Source organism: Nitratireductor aestuarii (assembly GCF_014641695.1).
In the GTDB taxonomy this organism is placed as follows: domain Bacteria; phylum Pseudomonadota; class Alphaproteobacteria; order Rhizobiales; family Rhizobiaceae; genus Chelativorans; species Chelativorans aestuarii.
On record NZ_BMIF01000005.1, the window covers coordinates 1 to 17676 of the forward strand.

18 protein-coding genes are annotated in these 17676 nt (G+C 60.7%); 12 read left to right on the plus strand and 6 right to left on the minus strand.

Going from position 1 to position 17676, the window contains the following annotated elements; translation table 11 throughout:
* The 8 genes from IEX27_RS21205 to IEX27_RS09395 form a co-directional block, all read left to right on the plus strand.
* Window positions 1-251: hypothetical protein (locus IEX27_RS21205; protein WP_210315517.1), on the plus strand; the 251-nt coding region annotated here is incomplete at its 5' end.
* A 226-nt stretch (window positions 252-477) separates the two neighbouring features.
* Window positions 478-1761 carry a malonyl-CoA decarboxylase gene (locus tag IEX27_RS09365; protein WP_188721034.1) on the plus strand — a complete coding sequence of 428 codons (1284 nt, stop codon included), beginning with the start codon at window positions 478-480 and terminating at the stop codon, window positions 1759-1761.
* A gap of 15 nt (window positions 1762-1776) precedes the next feature.
* The gene (locus IEX27_RS09370; RefSeq protein WP_188720792.1) at window positions 1777-3288 is read left to right on the plus strand and encodes a malonate--CoA ligase; all 1512 of its coding nucleotides are present in this window, start codon (window positions 1777-1779) and stop codon (window positions 3286-3288) included.
* A gap of 21 nt (window positions 3289-3309) precedes the next feature.
* Complete coding sequence (locus IEX27_RS09375; RefSeq protein ID WP_188720793.1) at window positions 3310-4482, plus strand: MalY/PatB family protein; 1173 nt, start codon at window positions 3310-3312, stop codon at window positions 4480-4482.
* Between the two features lie 128 nt (window positions 4483-4610).
* Window positions 4611-5351 carry a molybdate ABC transporter substrate-binding protein gene (modA, locus tag IEX27_RS09380; protein ID WP_188720794.1) on the plus strand — a complete coding sequence of 247 codons (741 nt, stop codon included), beginning with the start codon at window positions 4611-4613 and terminating at the stop codon, window positions 5349-5351.
* Window positions 5352-5367: 16 nt separating this feature from the next.
* On the plus strand, window positions 5368-6045 hold the full coding sequence (modB, locus tag IEX27_RS09385) for a molybdate ABC transporter permease subunit (protein WP_244630309.1): 678 nt from the start codon (window positions 5368-5370) through the stop codon (window positions 6043-6045).
* Window positions 6042-7118: a molybdenum ABC transporter ATP-binding protein gene (gene modC, locus IEX27_RS09390; RefSeq protein WP_188720795.1), complete on the plus strand. Its 1077-nt coding sequence runs from the start codon at window positions 6042-6044 to the stop codon at window positions 7116-7118. Before modB ends, modC begins: the two co-directional genes overlap by 4 nt.
* Window positions 7119-7132: 14 nt before the next feature.
* The gene (locus IEX27_RS09395; RefSeq protein WP_188720796.1) at window positions 7133-7471 is read left to right on the plus strand and encodes a winged helix-turn-helix domain-containing protein; all 339 of its coding nucleotides are present in this window, start codon (window positions 7133-7135) and stop codon (window positions 7469-7471) included.
* Window positions 7472-7496: 25 nt separating this feature from the next.
* Here IEX27_RS09395 and IEX27_RS09400 read toward each other — a convergent pair whose 3' ends face one another.
* Window positions 7497-7964: a GNAT family N-acetyltransferase gene (locus IEX27_RS09400; protein ID WP_188720797.1), complete on the minus strand. Its 468-nt coding sequence runs from the start codon at window positions 7962-7964 to the stop codon at window positions 7497-7499.
* Window positions 7965-8197: 233 nt separating this feature from the next.
* Between IEX27_RS09400 and IEX27_RS09405 the strand changes: the two genes are divergently transcribed.
* On the plus strand, window positions 8198-9133 hold the full coding sequence (locus IEX27_RS09405; protein ID WP_188720798.1) for an alpha/beta hydrolase family protein: 936 nt from the start codon (window positions 8198-8200) through the stop codon (window positions 9131-9133).
* A 3-nt stretch (window positions 9134-9136) separates the two neighbouring features.
* Here the strand turns inward: IEX27_RS09405 and IEX27_RS09410 are convergent, their stop codons facing one another.
* Window positions 9137-9547, minus strand: coding sequence for a tautomerase family protein (locus IEX27_RS09410; RefSeq protein ID WP_280516482.1), 411 nt, complete (start codon window positions 9545-9547; stop codon window positions 9137-9139).
* 60 nt (window positions 9548-9607) lie between these two features.
* Window positions 9608-10798, minus strand: a complete 1191-nt coding sequence (locus tag IEX27_RS09415) for an aminotransferase-like domain-containing protein (RefSeq protein WP_188720800.1) — start codon at window positions 10796-10798, stop codon at window positions 9608-9610.
* Between the two features lie 382 nt (window positions 10799-11180).
* Between IEX27_RS09415 and IEX27_RS09420 the strand changes: the two genes are divergently transcribed.
* Together IEX27_RS09420 and IEX27_RS09425 are read left to right on the plus strand one after the other, a co-directional pair.
* A complete protein-coding gene (locus IEX27_RS09420) occupies window positions 11181-11978 on the plus strand; it encodes an IclR family transcriptional regulator (protein ID WP_188720801.1) in 798 nt (265 codons plus the stop codon).
* Between the two features lie 5 nt (window positions 11979-11983).
* Window positions 11984-12784, plus strand: a complete 801-nt coding sequence (locus IEX27_RS09425; protein WP_188720802.1) for an IclR family transcriptional regulator — start codon at window positions 11984-11986, stop codon at window positions 12782-12784.
* Here the strand turns inward: IEX27_RS09425 and IEX27_RS09430 are convergent.
* Genes IEX27_RS09430 through IEX27_RS09440 form a run of 3 tightly spaced genes read right to left on the minus strand, consistent with a single transcriptional unit; the run spans window position 12781 to window position 16290 of the window.
* On the minus strand, window positions 12781-13725 hold the full coding sequence (locus IEX27_RS09430) for a fumarylacetoacetate hydrolase family protein (protein WP_188720803.1): 945 nt from the start codon (window positions 13723-13725) through the stop codon (window positions 12781-12783). The two genes, IEX27_RS09425 and IEX27_RS09430, sit on opposite strands and share 4 nt — an antisense overlap.
* Window position 13726: 1 nt before the next feature.
* On the minus strand, window positions 13727-14503 hold the full coding sequence (locus IEX27_RS09435) for a cyclase family protein (RefSeq protein ID WP_188720804.1): 777 nt from the start codon (window positions 14501-14503) through the stop codon (window positions 13727-13729).
* Between the two features lie 26 nt (window positions 14504-14529).
* Entirely contained in the window at window positions 14530-16290 is a 1761-nt protein-coding gene (locus IEX27_RS09440) for a flavin-containing monooxygenase (protein WP_188720805.1), read from the minus strand.
* 387 nt (window positions 16291-16677) lie between these two features.
* Here IEX27_RS09440 and IEX27_RS09445 point away from each other — a divergent pair, with 387 nt between their 5' ends.
* On the plus strand, window positions 16678-17676 hold the full coding sequence (locus tag IEX27_RS09445) for a TRAP transporter substrate-binding protein (protein ID WP_188720806.1): 999 nt from the start codon (window positions 16678-16680) through the stop codon (window positions 17674-17676).

The following is a 17676-nucleotide window of genomic DNA, read 5'->3' on the forward strand; positions in this document are numbered from 1 at the left end:
CCTGGTTGACCCCGAAAGCGTCGCCGCCTCCAGCGCAGCATCAGTTGCCTGACGCTTCCAGATCCACGCGTCCTCTGCCGACCACGTTTCTCTTTCTTCTATATTCAATTGTCAAAGAACAGGCGAAGCTAATCGCCGTAGGGCTCAAGTCTTTTACCACCGAACCCCGAAAGCCGCCACAGCGTCTTTCAGAAAACCATATCTCGGAGACGAAGCGTCTCCGCCGTCAGCAGCGCCGCCGCCGTCGTTGATGGGCTGCTTATAGGCCCCACATTCGGGGTAGTCAACGGCCTTTTTAGCGACCCTCGCAAAATTTCTTCGAACCGGAGCGTTTTATGTGACCGGCTGTGGACAAGCTTCTACTCCCCTGGTTTGGCCCTCCCCTTGCAGGTCCAGGCACGCACCATGACATAGAGATGTCACGCGCTCGCGCGAAGCTGGGCGCGGTTCGCCAAAGGAGGGTCCGCATTGGCCACGATGACATTTTTCGCCGATCTGATGAGCACACTGTTCGAGCGGGGACCGTTTCGCCCGAGCAGGAAGGCTTTTGACATGGAATCGATCGGGCCGGAGATCGACGAGCTGCTTTCCGGCGTAGGCGAAGTGTCCGGCGTGCGCCTGGCGCGCGACATCCTCTCCCAGTACCAGGCCATGGACGAGGCCGCGAAAAGGGCTTTCTTCGAGCACCTTGCGTCGAGGCTGGACCTCGATGCGGATGAGGTAATCAAAGCGGCGGACGCCTACCGTTCGGATCGGAGCGCCAAAACCTTGCACCGGCTGACGCGGGCCGCAGAACCCCGTCGCCAGGAACTGCTGCGCCGACTCAATCAGGCACCGGGCGCTACCGACTGGCTGGTGCGTATGCGCGAGGAGCTCTTGCGCCTGCTTCCGGAATCGCCGGAGCTCGACGTGGTGGATGCCGACTTCCAGCATCTGTTCGCCAGCTGGTTCAACCGCGGCTTCCTGGTGCTGCGCCGAATCGACTGGCACACGCCGGCGAACATTCTTGAGAAGATCATCGAGTATGAGGCGGTACACGCGATCAATGATTGGCAGGATCTGCGCCGCCGCGTGCTGCCGAGCGACCGGCGCTGCTTTGCCTTCTTCCATCCGGCCATGCCTGAAGAGCCCCTGATCTTCGTGGAAGTCGCGCTTTGCCGGGGGATCCCGAACTCGATCCAGGACCTGCTCGATGATGGACACCAGACCCTGCCCGAGCATGAGGCCGACACGGCCGTGTTCTATTCCATCTCGAATTGTCAGGAGGGATTGAAGGGAATCTCCTTTGGCAATCTTTTGATCAAACAGGTTGTGGAAGAACTGGCCGCTGAAGTGCCGAGCCTCAAGACCTTCGTCACGCTCTCACCCGTGCCCGGTTTCAACCGTTGGCTGAGGGCGCAAGCAGAAGAGAGGCCGGAGATCGAAACGCTGATTGAACAGCTTCAATCGCGTGAGCCGGAGGCCGTCAGCGAACATGGCGCCGTTCTGCGCGGGCTCTGCGCACAATATCTTATTGAGGCCAAGGGCAATTATGGACGGCCCATCGATCCTGTCGCCCGATTCCACCTCGGCAATGGCGCCCTCTTGCATGACATCCACGCTCTGGCGGATAAATCAGCCAACGGCTGGGATCAGTCTTCGACAGTGATGGTGAACTATCTTTACGACCTCAAACAGGTTAGCCGTAACAGTGAGCGTTTCATGAGTAATGGGGAAGTGCTGACCTCGAAACAGGTCAGGCAGCTTCTTCCACGGGTATAGGACAGGAAGGACTACGTGACAAATCCGCTCTTTGATAAATTGGTTGCCCCGCTTGCCAACAGGGAAGGCATGTTCCTGACCGATGCAGCCGGCACCGAAATTTCGGGCAAAAGTTTCTATGCCACTGCGATGTCACTGGCTTCCGCACTCAAAGGGCTTGGCCTGAAACCAGGCGACCGCATGGCCGTTCAGGTGGAAAAGAGCCCCGAGGCGCTAGCACTCTACTGTGCAGCCGTCGCGACCGGCGTGGTCTTCCTGCCGCTGAATACCGCCTATACGGCGGATGAAGTGGCCTATTTCGTTTCCGATGCGGGTGCGTCGCTGCTGGTGGGCGACCCCGCCAAGGCCGAGAAGCTCACTCCCATCGCCGAAACCAATGGAGCGAAGTTCGAGACGCTCGATAGCAAGGGCCGGGGAAGCCTTCGCGACAAGGCGGATGCTGCGGGATCGGATTTTACCCCGATCGAGCGTTCCGGCGATGATATGGCTGCGATTCTCTACACGTCCGGCACGACCGGTCGTTCAAAGGGGGCAATGCTGAGCCAGAACAACCTGCTCTCCAACGCCGAGGTGCTGGTGCAGGAGTGGCGGTTCGATTCAAGCGACGTGCTGCTGCACGCGCTGCCGATCTTCCACACACATGGCCTGTTCGTGGCCTCCAACGTGGTGATGCTGTCCGGAGGCTCGATGATCTTCCTGCCGGGCTTCAAGACCGATGAGGCGATCAAGTGGCTGCCGAAGGCAACCACGATGATGGGTGTGCCGACCTTTTACACGCGCCTTCTCGACACGCCGGCCTTCACCCGGGAACTGGTGAGCCACATGCGGCTCTTCACGTCCGGTTCCGCGCCGCTGCTGGCCGAAACGCACAAGCAATTCGAAGAGCGCACCGGACACCGTATCCTTGAGCGCTACGGCATGACCGAGACCAACATGAACACCTCGAACCCCTATGACGGGGATCGTCGCGCCGGAACGGTGGGCATGCCCCTCCCGGGCGTTGAGGTGGTGATCACCGATCCGCAAACCGGTGAGCAGCTCCCCGTGGGCGAGCCCGGCATGATCGAGGTGCGCGGCCCAAACGTCTTCAAGGGCTACTGGCAGATGCCGGAGAAAACCAAGGAAGAGCTGCGCGAGAACGGCTTCTTCATCACGGGCGACATCGGCGTCATCGATCAGGACGGCTATGTCTCCATCGTCGGCCGCCAGAAGGACCTGATCATCACCGGCGGATACAATGTCTATCCGAAGGAGATCGAGCTCATTCTGGACGAACAGCCGGGCGTTCTGGAAAGCGCCGTCGTCGGTGTTCCGCATCCGGATTTCGGCGAGGCGGTCGTTGCCGTGCTCATCGCCAAGCCGGGCGAAACCATCGATCAGGCCGCCATCAAGGCTTCGATGGAGCAGCAGCTGGCGAAGTTCAAGCAGCCAAAGCACATCGCGGTGATCGATGACCTGCCGCGCAACACCATGGGCAAGGTGCAGAAGAACCTGCTGCGCCAGCAGTTCAATTCGCTCTTTGCCTGATTTGGCTTCCCGGAGACTTTTATGAATTTCGACGAGAAGATCGACCGCCGCGGAACGCATTGCTCCAAGTGGGATACGATCGAAGCGCTCTACGGTCTTTCGCCGGACGACGCGCTCGCCATGTGGGTCGCCGACATGGATTTCCGTCCTCCCGCCTGCGTCCAGCAGGCGCTGGAGCGGATGGTTGAGCACGGCGTCTATGGTTATTTCGGCGACGAGCGGGCCTATCGGCAGGCGATCTGCTGGTGGATGGCCAATCGCCACGGCTGGACTGTTCAGCCGGACTGGATCTTCACGGCCAACGGTCTGGTGAACGGCACGGCGCTCTGCGTCGACACCTGGAGCGAACCGGGCGACGCCGTGGCGCTCATGACTCCAGTCTATCACGCCTTCTTCCGCGTGATCCGCGCGAGCGGGCGAGAGGCGCGTGAGCTACCGCTCAAGCTCGACAACAATCGCTACGAGATGGATTTCGACGCCTGGGACAAGCTGATGACCGGGCGGGAGAAGATGCTTATTCTCTGTTCGCCGCATAACCCCGGCGGGCGTGTCTGGACAGCGGACGAGCTGCAGAAGGTGGCGGCGTTCGCCGAGCGGCATAACCTGATCGTGGTTTCCGACGAGATCCACCATGATCTGGTGTTCCCCGGCCAGAAGCATACGCCCATGGCCGTTGCCGCGTCGCAGATCCTCGACCGTCTGGTGATGATGAGCGCGGTAACGAAAACCTTCAATATTGCCGGCGCCCATGTGGGCAACGTCATCATTCCCGATGAGAAGCTCCGCAAGGCTTTCGCGCAGCGGGCAATGGCGCTCGGTATTTCGCCGAATGCCTTTGGCATGCAGATGGCAACCGCAGCCTATTCGCCGGAGGGAGCTGAGTGGGTGGACCAGCTGATGGCCTATCTCGACGGCAACCGGAAGGTCTTCGATGCAGGCATTGCCAGCATCCCGGGGCTGAAATCCATGCCGCTTGAAGCCACCTATCTCGCGTGGGTGGACTATTCCGGCACAGGCATGGACCAGCAGGAGGTGCTGCGCCGGGTGGAGAAGACTGCGCGCATCGCCACCAACTATGGCCAGGCTTTCGGCTCGGGTGGCGAGACCTTCCTGCGCTTCAATCTGGCAATGCCGCGCGCAATGATCGAGGAAGCCGTCAGCAGGCTGAAGGCTGCCTTCGCGGACCTCCAGTAGTACCTGCGACCCAAGCAATCTGGAACGCGCCTTCCTTTCGGGAGGCGCGTTCTTTTTTGGCCGCTTGCGTACCGAGCGGCGTGCATCTAGAACCGCAATATATCCACTCGGCTATAACGGTCAGGCAGATGCCCCGCTTCATTCTTGCAGCCCTTGCTTCCTTGCTGCTGGCCTCTTCCGCGCAAGCGGGAAAGGTGAGCGTGGCTGTCGCCGCGAACTTCACCGATGCGGCGCAGGAGATTGCCGACGCGTTTGCCAAGGCGACCGATCACGCGGCGGTGCTCTCCTTCGGCGCTTCCGGTCAGTTCTACACGCAGATTACACAGGGTGCGCCGTTTGAAGTGTTCCTTTCAGCTGATGACAAGCGGCCTGCCCTGGCTGTGAAGGAGGGCTATGGCGTGGACGGCAGTGTCTTCACCTATGCCATTGGCCAGCTGGTGCTCTACTCCGCAGAAGGAGGCCGGGTAACCGGCGCGGAAACGCTGGAAAAGGGTGAGTTCAAGCGCATCGCAATCGCCAATCCGGATACCGCGCCCTATGGCTCAGCAGCTGTCGAGGCAATGAAGGCGCTCGAGGTCTACGCTTCGCTTCAGCCCAGGATCGTGCAGGGACAGAGCATCGCGCAGACCTACCAATTCGTGCAGACCGGCAATGCCGAACTTGGCTTCGTCGCCCTTGGACAGGTTTCGCAGACGGAGGGCGGCTCGCGCTGGATCGTACCGCAGGAACTCTATTCTCCGATCCGTCAGGACGCTGTTCTGCTCGTAGACGGGAAGGACAACCCTGCCGCGATCGCGTTCCTTGAATTTCTCAAGGGTGATGAGGCAGCTAGCATCATCGAGAAGTTCGGCTACGCGGTCGAGCGCTGAGGGAGGATAGACGCAGGTGGGGGAGCTCTGGTCGCCGATTCGGCTCACATTGGAACTGGCGTCCATCACGACAGTGCTGCTGATGATCGTCGGCACACCGATCGCCTGGTGGCTTGCGTGGTCCAGCTGGCGCGGCAAGGAGATCGTTGCCACCATCATCGCGCTTCCACTCGTGCTGCCGCCGACGGTGCTCGGCTTCTATCTGCTGATCGCGCTCGGGCCCAATGGTCTAGGCGGCTGGTTCGGCGACCTTGCCGGAGTGCGCACCTTCGCCTTCACTTTTGAGGGTCTCGTCTTTGGGTCGGTGATCTATTCCCTGCCCTTCGCGGTGCAGCCGATCCGCAATTCGTTTGAAGCCATGGGAAAGCGTCCGCTGGAAGTGGCGGCGACTCTCCGCGCCTCGCCATGGGATCGGTTCGTTTCCGTGGCGGTGCCGCTCGCCCTCCCCGGTCTTCTGACTGGCGCAGTGCTGGGCTTCGCCCATACCGTCGGTGAGTTCGGCGTGATCCTGATGATCGGCGGCAATATCCCCGGCGAGACCAAGGTGCTTTCCATCGCGATCTATGATTTCGTAGAGACGTTGCGCTGGCGCGAGGCCCACATCCTGTCGGCCGGAATGCTCGTCTTCTCCTTCGCCGTTATCCTGTCGGTGTCATTGCTTGCGCGTCGAGCCCGCAACAGGGTTCCGGCATGAGCGACCAGATTTCCATCCGCCTTGCCGGCCAGCTTGGGCAGTTCGACCTCAACGTGGATTTTGCCGCGCCGATGCATGGCATCACCGCGCTTTTCGGTCCGTCCGGCTGCGGAAAAACAACCATCCTGCGCTCAGTCGCGGGGCTGAACCGCATCCCCGGCGAGATCCGCGTGGGAGGTGAGACATGGCAGAACGAGCGGCTGTTCCTGCCGACGCACAAGCGCCCGATCGGCTATGTTTTTCAGGAGCCGAGCCTCTTTCCGCACCTGTCGGTTCGCCAGAACCTCACCTATGGCGCACGGCGCACCAAAGCCGAACATGCGATCCGCTTCGATGACGTAGTCGAGCTGCTGGGGCTCGCCCACCTCATCGACCGCTGGCCGACGCACCTTTCGGGCGGCGAGCGCCAGCGCGTTTCCATCGGCCGCGCGCTGCTCTCGCAGCCGCGGCTGCTCCTCATGGACGAACCGCTCTCCGCGCTCGACCGCATGGCGAAGGACGAGATTCTACCCTATTTCGAAGCGCTTCATTCCAGCCTGAAGATCCCGATGCTGCTCGTCACGCACGATATTTCGGAGGTCGAGCGGCTGGCCGATCATCTGGTGCTGCTGAAATCTGGCCGCGTGCAGGCATCCGGACGATTGAGCGATGTGCTGACCGCCCCCGATTCGCCACTCGCCGCGCGAAGCGATTTCGCTGCCGTGCTTCCGGGCCTTGTCGACCGCATTGATCCGGACGGCATCGCTGTCGTGAAGGTAGGCGAGACGGAGATCTACCTGCTGGCAGACAGCCTTTCTCCCGGCGATTCCGTGCGCGTGCGGATCGCGGCTGGTGACGTTTCCATTGCTCGCCAGCGGGCGCAGGATTCGAGCATTCTCAATGCCGTCCCCGTCCACATTCTCAGTATCGAACCCATGGGCTTGAGCGAGACCGGGCTTCTGCTCGGCCTGCCTGATGGCGCTGGCCAGTTCAGGGCCCGCATCAGCCGTCGCTCCAACGCGAAACTCAATCTGCAAGAGGGCGACGAGGTGATCGCGCAGATCAAGAGTGTGTCGCTGCTCGCCAACAGGTGAGCGAAGGAGGGCGTATGGCAACGATCAGCCTCAGAATCGACTTCGGCGACAAGCGCCTCGGCCCCGGCAAGGTGCTGTTGCTCGAACGAATCGCAGAACATGGGTCGATCGCAGCAGCCGGTCGCTCGCTCGGCATGTCCTACAAACGCGCCTGGCTGCTGGTGGCCGAGACGGACGCGATCTTCGGACAGCCCACTGTGGAAAAGCAGCAGGGTGGCAAGGAAGGCGGCGGCGCGAAGCTGTCGGACCTCCGGGAAGCAATCGTCCGCGCCTACCGGAAAGCTGAGAAACGCGCTGCGGAAGCCATCGAAGCCGAAATTGGTGCGCTGGAAGGCCGGATCAATCCGCGCTGATCCGACCTCCGCAGCTTTACGTGGTCTACCGCTTGTACTGCGCCTCAGTCAGCCGCAGATGCGTGAGTTCGAAGGGCAGCCCTTCGTCATCAAACGGGCGACGCGACACTTCCTCGAAGCCGAGCGACAGATAGAATCGGAACGCCTGCTCATTTTCGGAGTAGACGTCGAGTGCCAGCTCACCCTTCCGCTCCAGCGCGAAGGCTATGAGCTTGCGGCCCACCCCCTGCCCCTGACACTCCGGCGAAACGAAGATGCCACCTACGAAGGAATCGAGGAGGCTGATGAAGCCAACCGGCTGATCCCCGCGACACGCCACCCAGGTCTCCGCCATGGGAAGGTATTTGTGCTCGATCAGTTCTTTCTGCTCCAGCAGCCGTTCTTGACCGATGAAGGCGTGCGCCTTGAGCGAAGCTTCAAACCAGATGCCAACGAGAATTGCGGTATCTCCAGCCGCATCGAATGGCCGGATAGTGATGTTTTCGATTTTCATGAGAAACCTGCAAAAAGGTATGCGTAAAGGTTCGGCAACTTTGTGCCGTTCAACACCGCCTGACGCGGTTCAACTGAAGCCTCTGCGCATCAATCTCCTTCTGCAGTCTGGATTCCGTATAATTCTACACTCGGCATCTCGTCAACCGTTCACCCTCTGGCCATAGGCTTCCTATCGTGTAGCATGCGCCTGATAAACGAGATGAACAGGGTATCGTGCTGGCGGGAACGCAGGTGACACAAACGCAGCCAGGCACATCGCAGGCGGTCGAAATCGTCTGCGCAGATGGTGTTCGGCTTGGCGGTGACTTCTGGCCGGCGCAGGGGAATCCCAAGGGCAGCGTGATCGTGAACCCGGCCACCGGCGTTCTCGCGCGCTACTATCATCGTTATGCGCGATACCTGACCGAGCATGGCTACGACGTGCTCACTTACGATTATCGCGGCATCGGCGCATCGCGCCCGGCTTCGCTGCGCGGCTGCGGCTATCGCTGGCGCGACTGGGGCATGCTGGATTTCAACGCCGCCGTGAAATGGATGAAAGCGCGGAGCCCCGATGCCAAGCTGCAGGTGGTGGGCCACAGCATTGGTGGGTTCCTGCCGGGCTTTGCAGCAGAGGCCGCCACGCTTCATCGCATCCTGGCTGTCGGCGCGCAGTACGCCTACTGGCCGGACTATGCGCCCGACAAACGGCTCGGCATGTTCTTCCGCTGGCACATCTTGATGCCGGCGCTGACGGCCATCTGCGGCTATTTTCCCGGGCGCCGACTGGGCTGGCTGGAAGATCTTCCGGCCGGTGTCGCCAATGAGTGGAGTTTCCGAAAGGCGCGGATGGAGATGAACTATCCGGCGAATGAACGCTCCGAAGTCCTCGCGCATTTCGCCGCCGTTGAGGCTGACATCCTGTCGATCACCACCGACGTGGACGAATACGCCACCGTGCCCGCAGTTTCGCGCGGCTTGAGATACTACACGTCATCAAACCGAACGCTGGTCCGGCTGGGCAGCGATGATCTGCCGGACGGACCGCGCGGACATTTCGCCCTCTTCCATGCCAATCACACGCAGGATTTCTGGGCCCGCACGCTGCAATGGCTGGATGACGGCACGAACCCGTGGCCGGAGCGTGTGGTAAGCCAGGCTCCGGCACATGGGCGTGGTGGTTTTTAGAAGCTACTCGATGTTCTGGGCGCGGCCCTGCCCGAAGGACCAGTTTTCCGGCAACACGCCAACCACGTTGATGAAGATATCGTCCGGACTGCAGCCCAGACGCTCCGTCAGCTCGCGGTTCACGGCGCGGTAGAAGTCCAGCTTCTGCGCCCGCGAGCGGGTGTTGCTGATGGTCAGCTGGATCAGGATGAGATCATCCGTCCGGTTCACATTCGGGTAGTTGTAGCTGAAGCTGAAATTCTCGGGATCATATTCGGTGATGGTCATGAACCGGTCGTCTTCCGGAACGGCCAAGGTCTCCCGCATTGCAGTGTAGAGGCCATCCATGATGGCCTGCTTCTGCTCGCGCGTACGACCCTTGCGAATATGAATCTGCGTAAATGGCATGCGTGGTCCCCTCCCTGCATGGCTCACGTTGTGGTGAGGCCCGGGAGAGGACGCAACGCCCTGCCCGACCTCAGATGCCCGAAGATCTCACGCCAGTTCCTCCGCGATCAGTTCGCAAAGGCTCCTGATCCCCTTCTCGATTGTCTCCTCAGGCAACAGAGAGAAGCTCAGGCGCAGATGGTTGTTTCCGGATCCATCCGGGTAGAACGCTCCACCTGGAACAAACGCGAAATTCCGCTCGACAGCCTTCTCCAAAAGCTTGGCCCCGTCAAGCTGCGACGGCAGCGTGACCCAGATGAAGAGACCGCCCGAAGGTTTCGTCCACTCAACACCTGCCGGTGCATAGGCGTCCAGAGCCCGCAGCATCGCGTCGCGGCGGACCTTGTAGACCTTCCGGGCTTCCTCAACCGCCTTGTCGAAACAGGCAGCCGCAACGCGGTAGGTCACCTGCTGGTTGACCGTCGCCGTGTGCAGGTCGGAAGCCTGCTTGATGAGCGTCAGTTTCTGGAGGAGAGCGGTCGGGCCGCAGATCCAGCCGACGCGCAGACCGGGAGCCAGCGTCTTCGAGAACGTGCCGCAGAAGAGCGTGCGTGATTCGTCGATGGAGCCCGATTCCTCGATGTCGAGAGCAGCGATCAGCGGGACGCGCTCGCCTTCGAAGCGCAGTTCCGTATAGGCCGCATCCTCGACGATAACGGCGCCGGTGCGGCGGGCAAGATCGATCGCGGCCTTGCGCTCAGCGACCGTTAGGGTCTCGCCTGTCGGGTTGGCAAAGTCCGGCACGAGATAGAGAAGCTTTGCGGCCGTGACATTGGTCTCAGCCACGCCATTGTGGAAACGTACGGCGCGATAGTCCGGCTCATAGGCCGAGAAGGACTGCAGCGCGCCAAGATAGGTCGGCGCAAGCGTCACCAGCTCGCTCTCCGGATCAACAAAGAGTTTGCCGATCAGGTCAAGGCCCTGCTGCGAACCGTGGGTGATGAGGATGTGATCCTCGGTGCACTCAACACCGCGAGAGCGCATGTACTCGGCGATCCAGCGGCGGAGCGGCGGATAGCCCTCCGAGGTCGAGTACTGCAACGCATTGCCGTTCTCAGCCAGCACTTCGGCGTAGGCTTCGCGGTAGGCCTGGAGATTGAACAGTGCCGGGTCGGGAATGCCGCCGGCAAAGGAGATCATTCCGGGACGGTCGAGGAGCTTCAGCAACTCGCGGATCTCGGACGCGCGCATTTTAGCCCCGCGGCGCGAAAGAGGGTAATTGTCCAAACTATCGGTCATCTGTCATTCCAGTATTCAGGCCACAATCAGCTGCGTTGGTTGACCATGGAGAAAAGCTCCTCGCCTGCATTATTGCAGAACGCTTCTGGCCGCCAGCGCGGAATAACGGACTGGAGCAGGACCCCGGCATGCTGCGCGGGTCCACTTGGTGGCGTGACGGGCACATTTCCTCCAACTCCAGTTCTGCTACTGACGAGCTGATACTGCACAAAAGGGTCAGTCTTGCTGACCAAAATACGCTGTTCTACGTATTGATCAATGGAAATGTCTGCTCGTTTCCATCATGAAATTCGGCTCGGTTCGATCACGGCTGCCAATGCTCACCTTGCCAAGTCCACAACCGTTCTGCTATGTGGAAATCCGCCAGATAGAGATGCGGTTCATGAGCAATCCGGGGATAAACAAGGCCACGCTTCGCACACTCGAGGTTCTCTCGAGCTGCGAGACACGTGAACTCCCCTTTGGGGTTAGCGACCTGAGCCGCACCGACGGCATCACCAAGAACATGGCCTTCCGCATCCTGCAGACCCTTGCGGAACATGGCTATCTCGTGCGGGACTCGGAGACACAGAAGTACGATCTCGGCCCACAGATCCTTTGGCTCGCGCGCGAGGGCTTGAGCGAAGACTTCGATATCATCAAGTTCTCAAGCCCGTATCTACGCCAGCTGCATGAGCTCACCGGCGAAAGCATCTTCCTGTCGATCATCGTCGGACGGAATCATCTCACGATCGACGGCGTCGAGGCCCATGGCGTTCGTGTCAGCCATCAACCGCGTGGTCTACTGGTGCCGCTTCACGCAAGCCCGGCCTCGCGCGTTCTGCTCGCCCATCTCTCCGACACGCAGATCGAGGACTATATCGCAGCCGCCTCGCCGCTGAAGCGTTTTACCCCCACGACGATCACCGATCCCGACAAGCTACGCCGGGAGGTGGCACTGGTACGCGAACAAGGCTTTGCGCGCGGCTATGGAGACCACTACCAGCATGGCAACTACATCTCCTTTCCGGTGCTCGACAGCACTGGGCGTCCACATGCGGCGATCACGATTGGCGGGCCGCCCAACCGTTTCACCCTCGAACGGATCGAGGAACTGCTTCCCTCCATGCTTGCGGTCATCCGCGAGATGAACACCCATAGCCAGCGTTTTCCGGCGCCAGGGCAGATCGTGTTCCGTTAGCCTAGATGATCTCAGCAAGCTTCATTTTCGACATCCTGCGCATGCTGGCGACGGCTGAAACGCCGTTGGGTCCAAGTGAAATCAGCCGCCGCCTGAAGATGCCGCTTTCGACCATCTATCGCGGTATCACCACGCTGGAGGCTGCCGGCTATGCCGAGCGGCAGCCCGGCTCCAACCTCTTCACGATCGGGCGAATGGGAGCGCCGCTCGTCCAGCGTTACCTGTCGCGCTTTGCCCTCCGTGACGTGGCGGCACCGTTCTTGCGGCAGCTGACGACCGTCACCGGCGACACAACGGCGCTCTTCGTGCGGATCGGCTGGTACTATGTGCGAATTGCCCACATCCATGGCACGAACGAAATCATCCAGACCCGCCCGCTAGGAGAAGTGCGCGACCTCGATGACGGTGTCGCGGGTCGGATCATGCTGGCCAACCTGCCGCAGGACCTGCGCGACCGCTACTTCAGCGAGTTCAAGCCGGAAATGCCGTCCGTCGAACGGAAGCGTCTCGTGCAGCAACTCGACCAGATTCAAGCGGACGAGATCGCAACGGAGCCAAGCCCCACACACCCCGACAGACTATCGCCGGCCTTTGCAATTGCGTCGCCCACGGGCCTGCTGTTCGGCACCGTTTGCATCGAGGGAGGGGCGCTCAGCAGTATCGCAACGGCGGAGGAAATCGAGCCGCTGAGGGCCAGCATTGCGGAACTCTCCGCTCTCTGCTCCGCCACTTCCGACAAGTTCCGCAACTCCTACGACCACTTGTCGCCGTCGAGCATCCTCCTGCCTTCGGCCAGCGCGCGCTAACTTTCCGCGCGCACTATGCGGTTGCGCAGGACGCCGATCTTCTCGATCTCGAGCTCGACCACATCGCCCGGCTGCAGGAAGCGGCCCAGTTCCAGCCCGCACCCGGTGGGCACCGTTCCGGAAGCAATCAGTTCACCCGGATAAAGCGTTTCCGATTGCGAGATGAAGGCGAGGATCTCCGCGAAACTGTGGTGCATCTCGCTTGAAATGCCGCCGCCCCAACGCTCACCGTTGACGCGCGCTTCCATCCAGAGCGCTTGCGGATCGCCGATCTCGTCGGCCGTGACGATCCACGGCCCAAGCACATTGCCGGTGTCGAAATCCTTGCCCTTCATCGGGCCCATGCCGAGCGGACGTTCCACCACCTGCACGTCGCGCGCCGAGAAGTCATTGAAGATCGTATAGCCAAAGATGTAGTCACTGGCATCGGCTGCCGAAATGTTGGCGCCCTTCCTGCCGATCACGCAGGCGAGTTCGCATTCGAAATCCATGAGCTCCGCATAGGGCGGCCACTGCACATCGGTCTCGTGACCCACGAAGCTGAAGCGATTGCACTTGTACCAGGTCGGGCGTTGGTACCAGACCTCCGGCACGCCTGCGGCAGGCTTGCCCGTCATCTTCTCCCACTGCTTCTGAGCGTTCACCAGATGCTGTTCGAAGACGAGGCAATCGCGCATCTGCGGCGGGACCGGAAAAGGCGACATGAGCCGCGCTGACTTCAGCGGCACTGCACAGTCCGCAGGCCATGCGCCCGCCAGGGCTGCCGCTTTCGCGAGACCGTCGGCTCCGGCTCCGATCAGTGCCTCCATGGAGACAAAATCAGCGTCCGAGCGTCCGTCCACCTTGAGGCCCGCTGCCGCCAGGTCGAGAATGGCGTTGCGGTCGAGATCAACGACGCCAATCTTCGGCCCGTCGCGCGTTGAGAATGTTGCAAGCTTCATCTCATTCCTCCACGAAGGCAACCGCGCGCGTCCACCCGCCTGATGCAGCCTTAACCTTGACAGGAAAACAGCTGATCTCGAAGCCGGTCGACGGCAGGACCTCAAGGTTGTGCAGCTTCTCGATATGGCAATAGCCTATCTCGCGACCGGCCTTGTGCCCTTCCCAGATGACCGAAACATCACGCGTCTCGGCGAATTTCCGCGCCATGTGGGAGAAATGCGCATCCCACGACCAGCAATCCGTGCCGGTCACGCGGACACCACGCGAGGTGAGATAGAGCGTGGCATCGCGGCCCATCCCACAACCTGCCTTCACGTAGTCTTCCTGGCCGAACCGTTTTCCAGCCGACGTGTTGACCACGACGATATCGCCGGCCTTGAGCGTATGGCCGATACGCATGAGCTCCTGCTCCACGTCCTCGGCGGCCACAACGTAGCCATCCGGGAAATGGCGGAAGTCGAGCTTTACCCCCGGCCCGAAGAACCAATCGAGCGGCAGTTCATCGATACGGGCGGCAGGCTTTCCGTGGTCCATCGTCGAAGCGTAGTGCCAGGGCGCGTCGACATGGGTGCCGTTGTGGGTGTTCACCTCCAGATACTCGATGGCGTAGCCCTCGCCATCCACGAGCTCCTCCGGCCGCAGGTTGTCATAGCGGGCGGCAACCAGAGGTGCCGTATCCTTGTGCGAAAGATAGCTGATCTTCGGCTCCAGACCCGGCGGATCGGACCGGACATCGTTTTCAATCGGTACTGAGAGATCTATGATCTTCCGGGCCATGCGCCTCACCCTTTGCTTGTGCTGCCCTACTTCTCCAGGCGCCCGGTCTCGATCGCATCGATCTGCAGGGCGAGATTGCGCGAATAGATCCGCGACATCGAGAAGGCCCCGCCGGTGAACCAGAGCCCCGGCTGCCCCGTCTTCGTCCACATGTTGCGCAGCTCGTGATAATCGGGATCAAGGCCCCAGACCGGGCCGACCTTCTTCGCGACCTCAGGACCGAAGTGTGTCAGCACCATGTGGTCGTGTCCCTTGAACCCTGTCGCAAGAACGATTGCCTCGGCCGGAATGACCGCGCCGTCATTCATTTCGACGCCATCTTGCACGAACTGCCTGATATCGGACGCCTGAATCAGGCCTACTTCGCGGTTGGCGATCAGGTCAGAGGCGCCAATGTTGAAGTAATAGCCGCCGCCGCGCGTGCGGAACTTGAGCGGCCAGCCCGTTTCATCGATGCCAAAATCCAGCTTGAAGCCGACGGCGCGCAGCCTTTCGTGAAGCTCCGCGTCAACTTCCTTGACCTTCTGGGTAATGGCTCGGTGCACCTGTTTCGCCACCGGATATGGAGTTGCCGAATTCAAAAGATCGCGGACCTCCAGAGGCGGACCGTCGCCCAGATAGATGGAGTCGTAGAGCGCGCTCGCCTCCATGCTCATGACCAGCGTCGAACTGCGCTGCACCATAGTCACTTTCGCGCCTTGTGCATGCAGTTCCTGGGCAATGTCATGTCCGCTGGTGGCGCTGCCAATGACAAGCACCGGGCGCCCAGACCATTCCACTCCGTTACGGAACGAGCTGGAATGGACAACGCTGCCGCCGAAATTCTCGATCGTAGGTATAGTTGGAATATTGGGCGTGCCGCTGACGCTAGACGCCATGACGATGTGCTTCGGCATCAGCTCGCGTATTGACCCGTCGCTTCGCCTGACACTTGCAATCCAGCTCTTTGTGGCCTCGTCGTAGCGGGCGTGTTCAAAGGCCGTGCCGGTCCAGAAGTTGAGGTCCAGCGCGTCTACATAGAACTCGATCCAATTGGCGATCTTATCCTTCGGAAGGTAACCCGGCATCGTCACCGGGAACGGGAGGTAGCGGAAGTGGTTCACGTGCCAGGTGTTGTGCAGCTTCAAACCATCGTAGCGAAGACGCCAGTTGTCACCCACGCGTGGCAGTCGGTCGATGACCAGCGCATCGTAGCCCAGCCGCTTCAGCTCGGCTGCAGCGCTGACGCCGCCATGGCCTCCACCGACGATCAGCACGTCCGGCTCCCGATCGGTATAGGCGAGCTGCGCCTTGCGCTTCTCCTCCCAGCTCGGTTCGCCGAAATCACGCATGTTGGAAAGCGTTTCCTGACCGCCCCGCTGGCGGCAGATGCCGTCGATGTCGAGCACGGTGGACATCATCCAGGCACGCGGCTCGGCATCCGAGACCGGGGACCAAAGAAGCCGCACCACTCCCTCGCCCGGACCGTTGACCGTCGAGAACCGGAAAAGGGCCTCGATGACCCTGCGCTCCGCGATCACATTTTCACGAGGGGTGAAGCGGTCAATATCGAGGTCGAAGGCTGATGGTTGCGAAATGCCGGAACGGGTGCGCAGCTCCCGCGCGATTGCTTCCGGCCCCGAAAAGGTCCTGATCGGCCAGGAGATGCCGCTCAGGTTCCGCCAGTAGCTTTCCCTGTCGAACAAGCGGGCCAACAGTGCTTCATCCCCTCGCTCGAGCGCGGCGGCAAAGGATGAAATCCAGCGGCGCGCCAATTGAGCGGCCTCGGGCGATCGCTTGTCCAACACGTTTCCCTCCCGGTCCTGACCAGCTGAACGAACGGACTGCCCGACCCGTTCTCCTCACGTTCAACTACCGATCATTCTATAAAATGGATATAATGCCAAATATCAGACCTCCTCTTCACGGTCAATGATGCCAGGCTGCACCGGCCAGGCATGAGATCCGCTGTCCAATTGACAACCATCCCGAGCAGCAGCGTTTGACGGAGATCAAGCCATTTGCTAATTGGTAGTAGTTCTGAATAGCCGAACGGGAGGAGGGAGACAGCTGGGCCTTGAGGGAGGCTCGGAGCGCGTCTCGAAGCATTCAAAACATAGTCGCGTCGTGTTCACTCATCCCGCAGTGCTGCAGGCATTGATGCCGCGATCGAATTAAAAAAGAGGAGGACAATCATGAACTACCGGTCAATTGGCCTTGTTACTGCAGCCGTACTTGGCTGGGCAGCGGCGACCGTTTCCGCAGGCGCCCAGGAGTTCAAATGGAACTTCGCGAACGCCTATCCGCCGTCTGAATTCCACAGCCGCGCGATGACAAAGTTTGCCGAGGATATGAAGGCCAAGACCAACGGTGCGCTCGATATCACCGTGCACCATTCCGGCTCGCTCTTCCCCAACACCGAAATCGTGCAAGCCACCCGTACCGGTCTTGTCGAGATGGGCTCGCAGCTGATCGGCAATCTCAGCCGCGAAAATCGCATCTACGAGATCGACTCCATCCCCTTCCTGGTCAACAGCTATGCGGATGCCAAGCTCTTGTGGGAAGAGGCGCGTGGACCGATCGGCGACGCTCTGCTGGAAAGCGGGCTGCGTCTGGTCTACCTCGCACCCTGGCCTTCACAGGGCTTCTTCTTCAAGAAGGAGATCAATTCGCTTAGCGACGTGAAGGGCCTCGCGATGCGGGCCTACAATCCGATGACGACGCGGCTGGCCGAGTTGATGGGCGCAACCCCGGCAACGGTTCAGATGACCGAAACCGCACAGGCGCTTGCGACCGGCATGATCCAGGCTGTGCACACGGCCCCGAATTCCGGCGCGCTCTATGAGCTGAACCAGTACACGACCAATTATTACAAGACGGATGCGTGGATCCCCTACCATGCCTTCTTCATCCGCGAAGAAGCTTTCCAGCAGCTTCCGGCCGACGTGCAGGAACAGGCACTGCAGCTGGGCAAGGAACTTGAAGAATGGTCATGGGGCGAGAGCGAGGCTGCGGTCGCTGCCGGCGAGAAGACCCTTGCGGAGCGCGGCATGATTGTCGCCCCTCCCGGAGAGCAGCTTGCCAAGGAGCTCAACGAGGTCGGCCAGAAGCTGCTTGAGGAATGGCTCGCCGTTGCCGGCGAAAACGCTGCTCCAGTAATCGAGGCCTATAACAGCAAGCGCGCCTCGAAATAA

Coding starts and splice junctions, on each gene's coding strand:
- IEX27_RS09365 (WP_188721034.1), top strand. CDS start 478: ATGACATTTTTCGCCGATCTGATGAGCACACTGTTCGAGCGGGGACCG.
- IEX27_RS09375 (WP_188720793.1), top strand. CDS start 3,310: ATGAATTTCGACGAGAAGATCGACCGCCGCGGAACGCATTGCTCCAAG.
- modA (WP_188720794.1), top strand. CDS start 4,611: ATGCCCCGCTTCATTCTTGCAGCCCTTGCTTCCTTGCTGCTGGCCTCT.
- modC (WP_188720795.1), top strand. CDS start 6,042: ATGAGCGACCAGATTTCCATCCGCCTTGCCGGCCAGCTTGGGCAGTTC.
- IEX27_RS09395 (WP_188720796.1), top strand. CDS start 7,133: ATGGCAACGATCAGCCTCAGAATCGACTTCGGCGACAAGCGCCTCGGC.
- IEX27_RS09400 (WP_188720797.1), bottom strand. CDS start 7,964: ATGAAAATCGAAAACATCACTATCCGGCCATTCGATGCGGCTGGAGAT.
- IEX27_RS09415 (WP_188720800.1), bottom strand. CDS start 10,798: ATGACCGATAGTTTGGACAATTACCCTCTTTCGCGCCGCGGGGCTAAA.
- IEX27_RS09420 (WP_188720801.1), top strand. CDS start 11,181: ATGAGCAATCCGGGGATAAACAAGGCCACGCTTCGCACACTCGAGGTT.
- IEX27_RS09425 (WP_188720802.1), top strand. CDS start 11,984: ATGATCTCAGCAAGCTTCATTTTCGACATCCTGCGCATGCTGGCGACG.
- IEX27_RS09430 (WP_188720803.1), bottom strand. CDS start 13,725: ATGAAGCTTGCAACATTCTCAACGCGCGACGGGCCGAAGATTGGCGTC.
- IEX27_RS09435 (WP_188720804.1), bottom strand. CDS start 14,503: ATGGCCCGGAAGATCATAGATCTCTCAGTACCGATTGAAAACGATGTC.
- IEX27_RS09445 (WP_188720806.1), top strand. CDS start 16,678: ATGAACTACCGGTCAATTGGCCTTGTTACTGCAGCCGTACTTGGCTGG.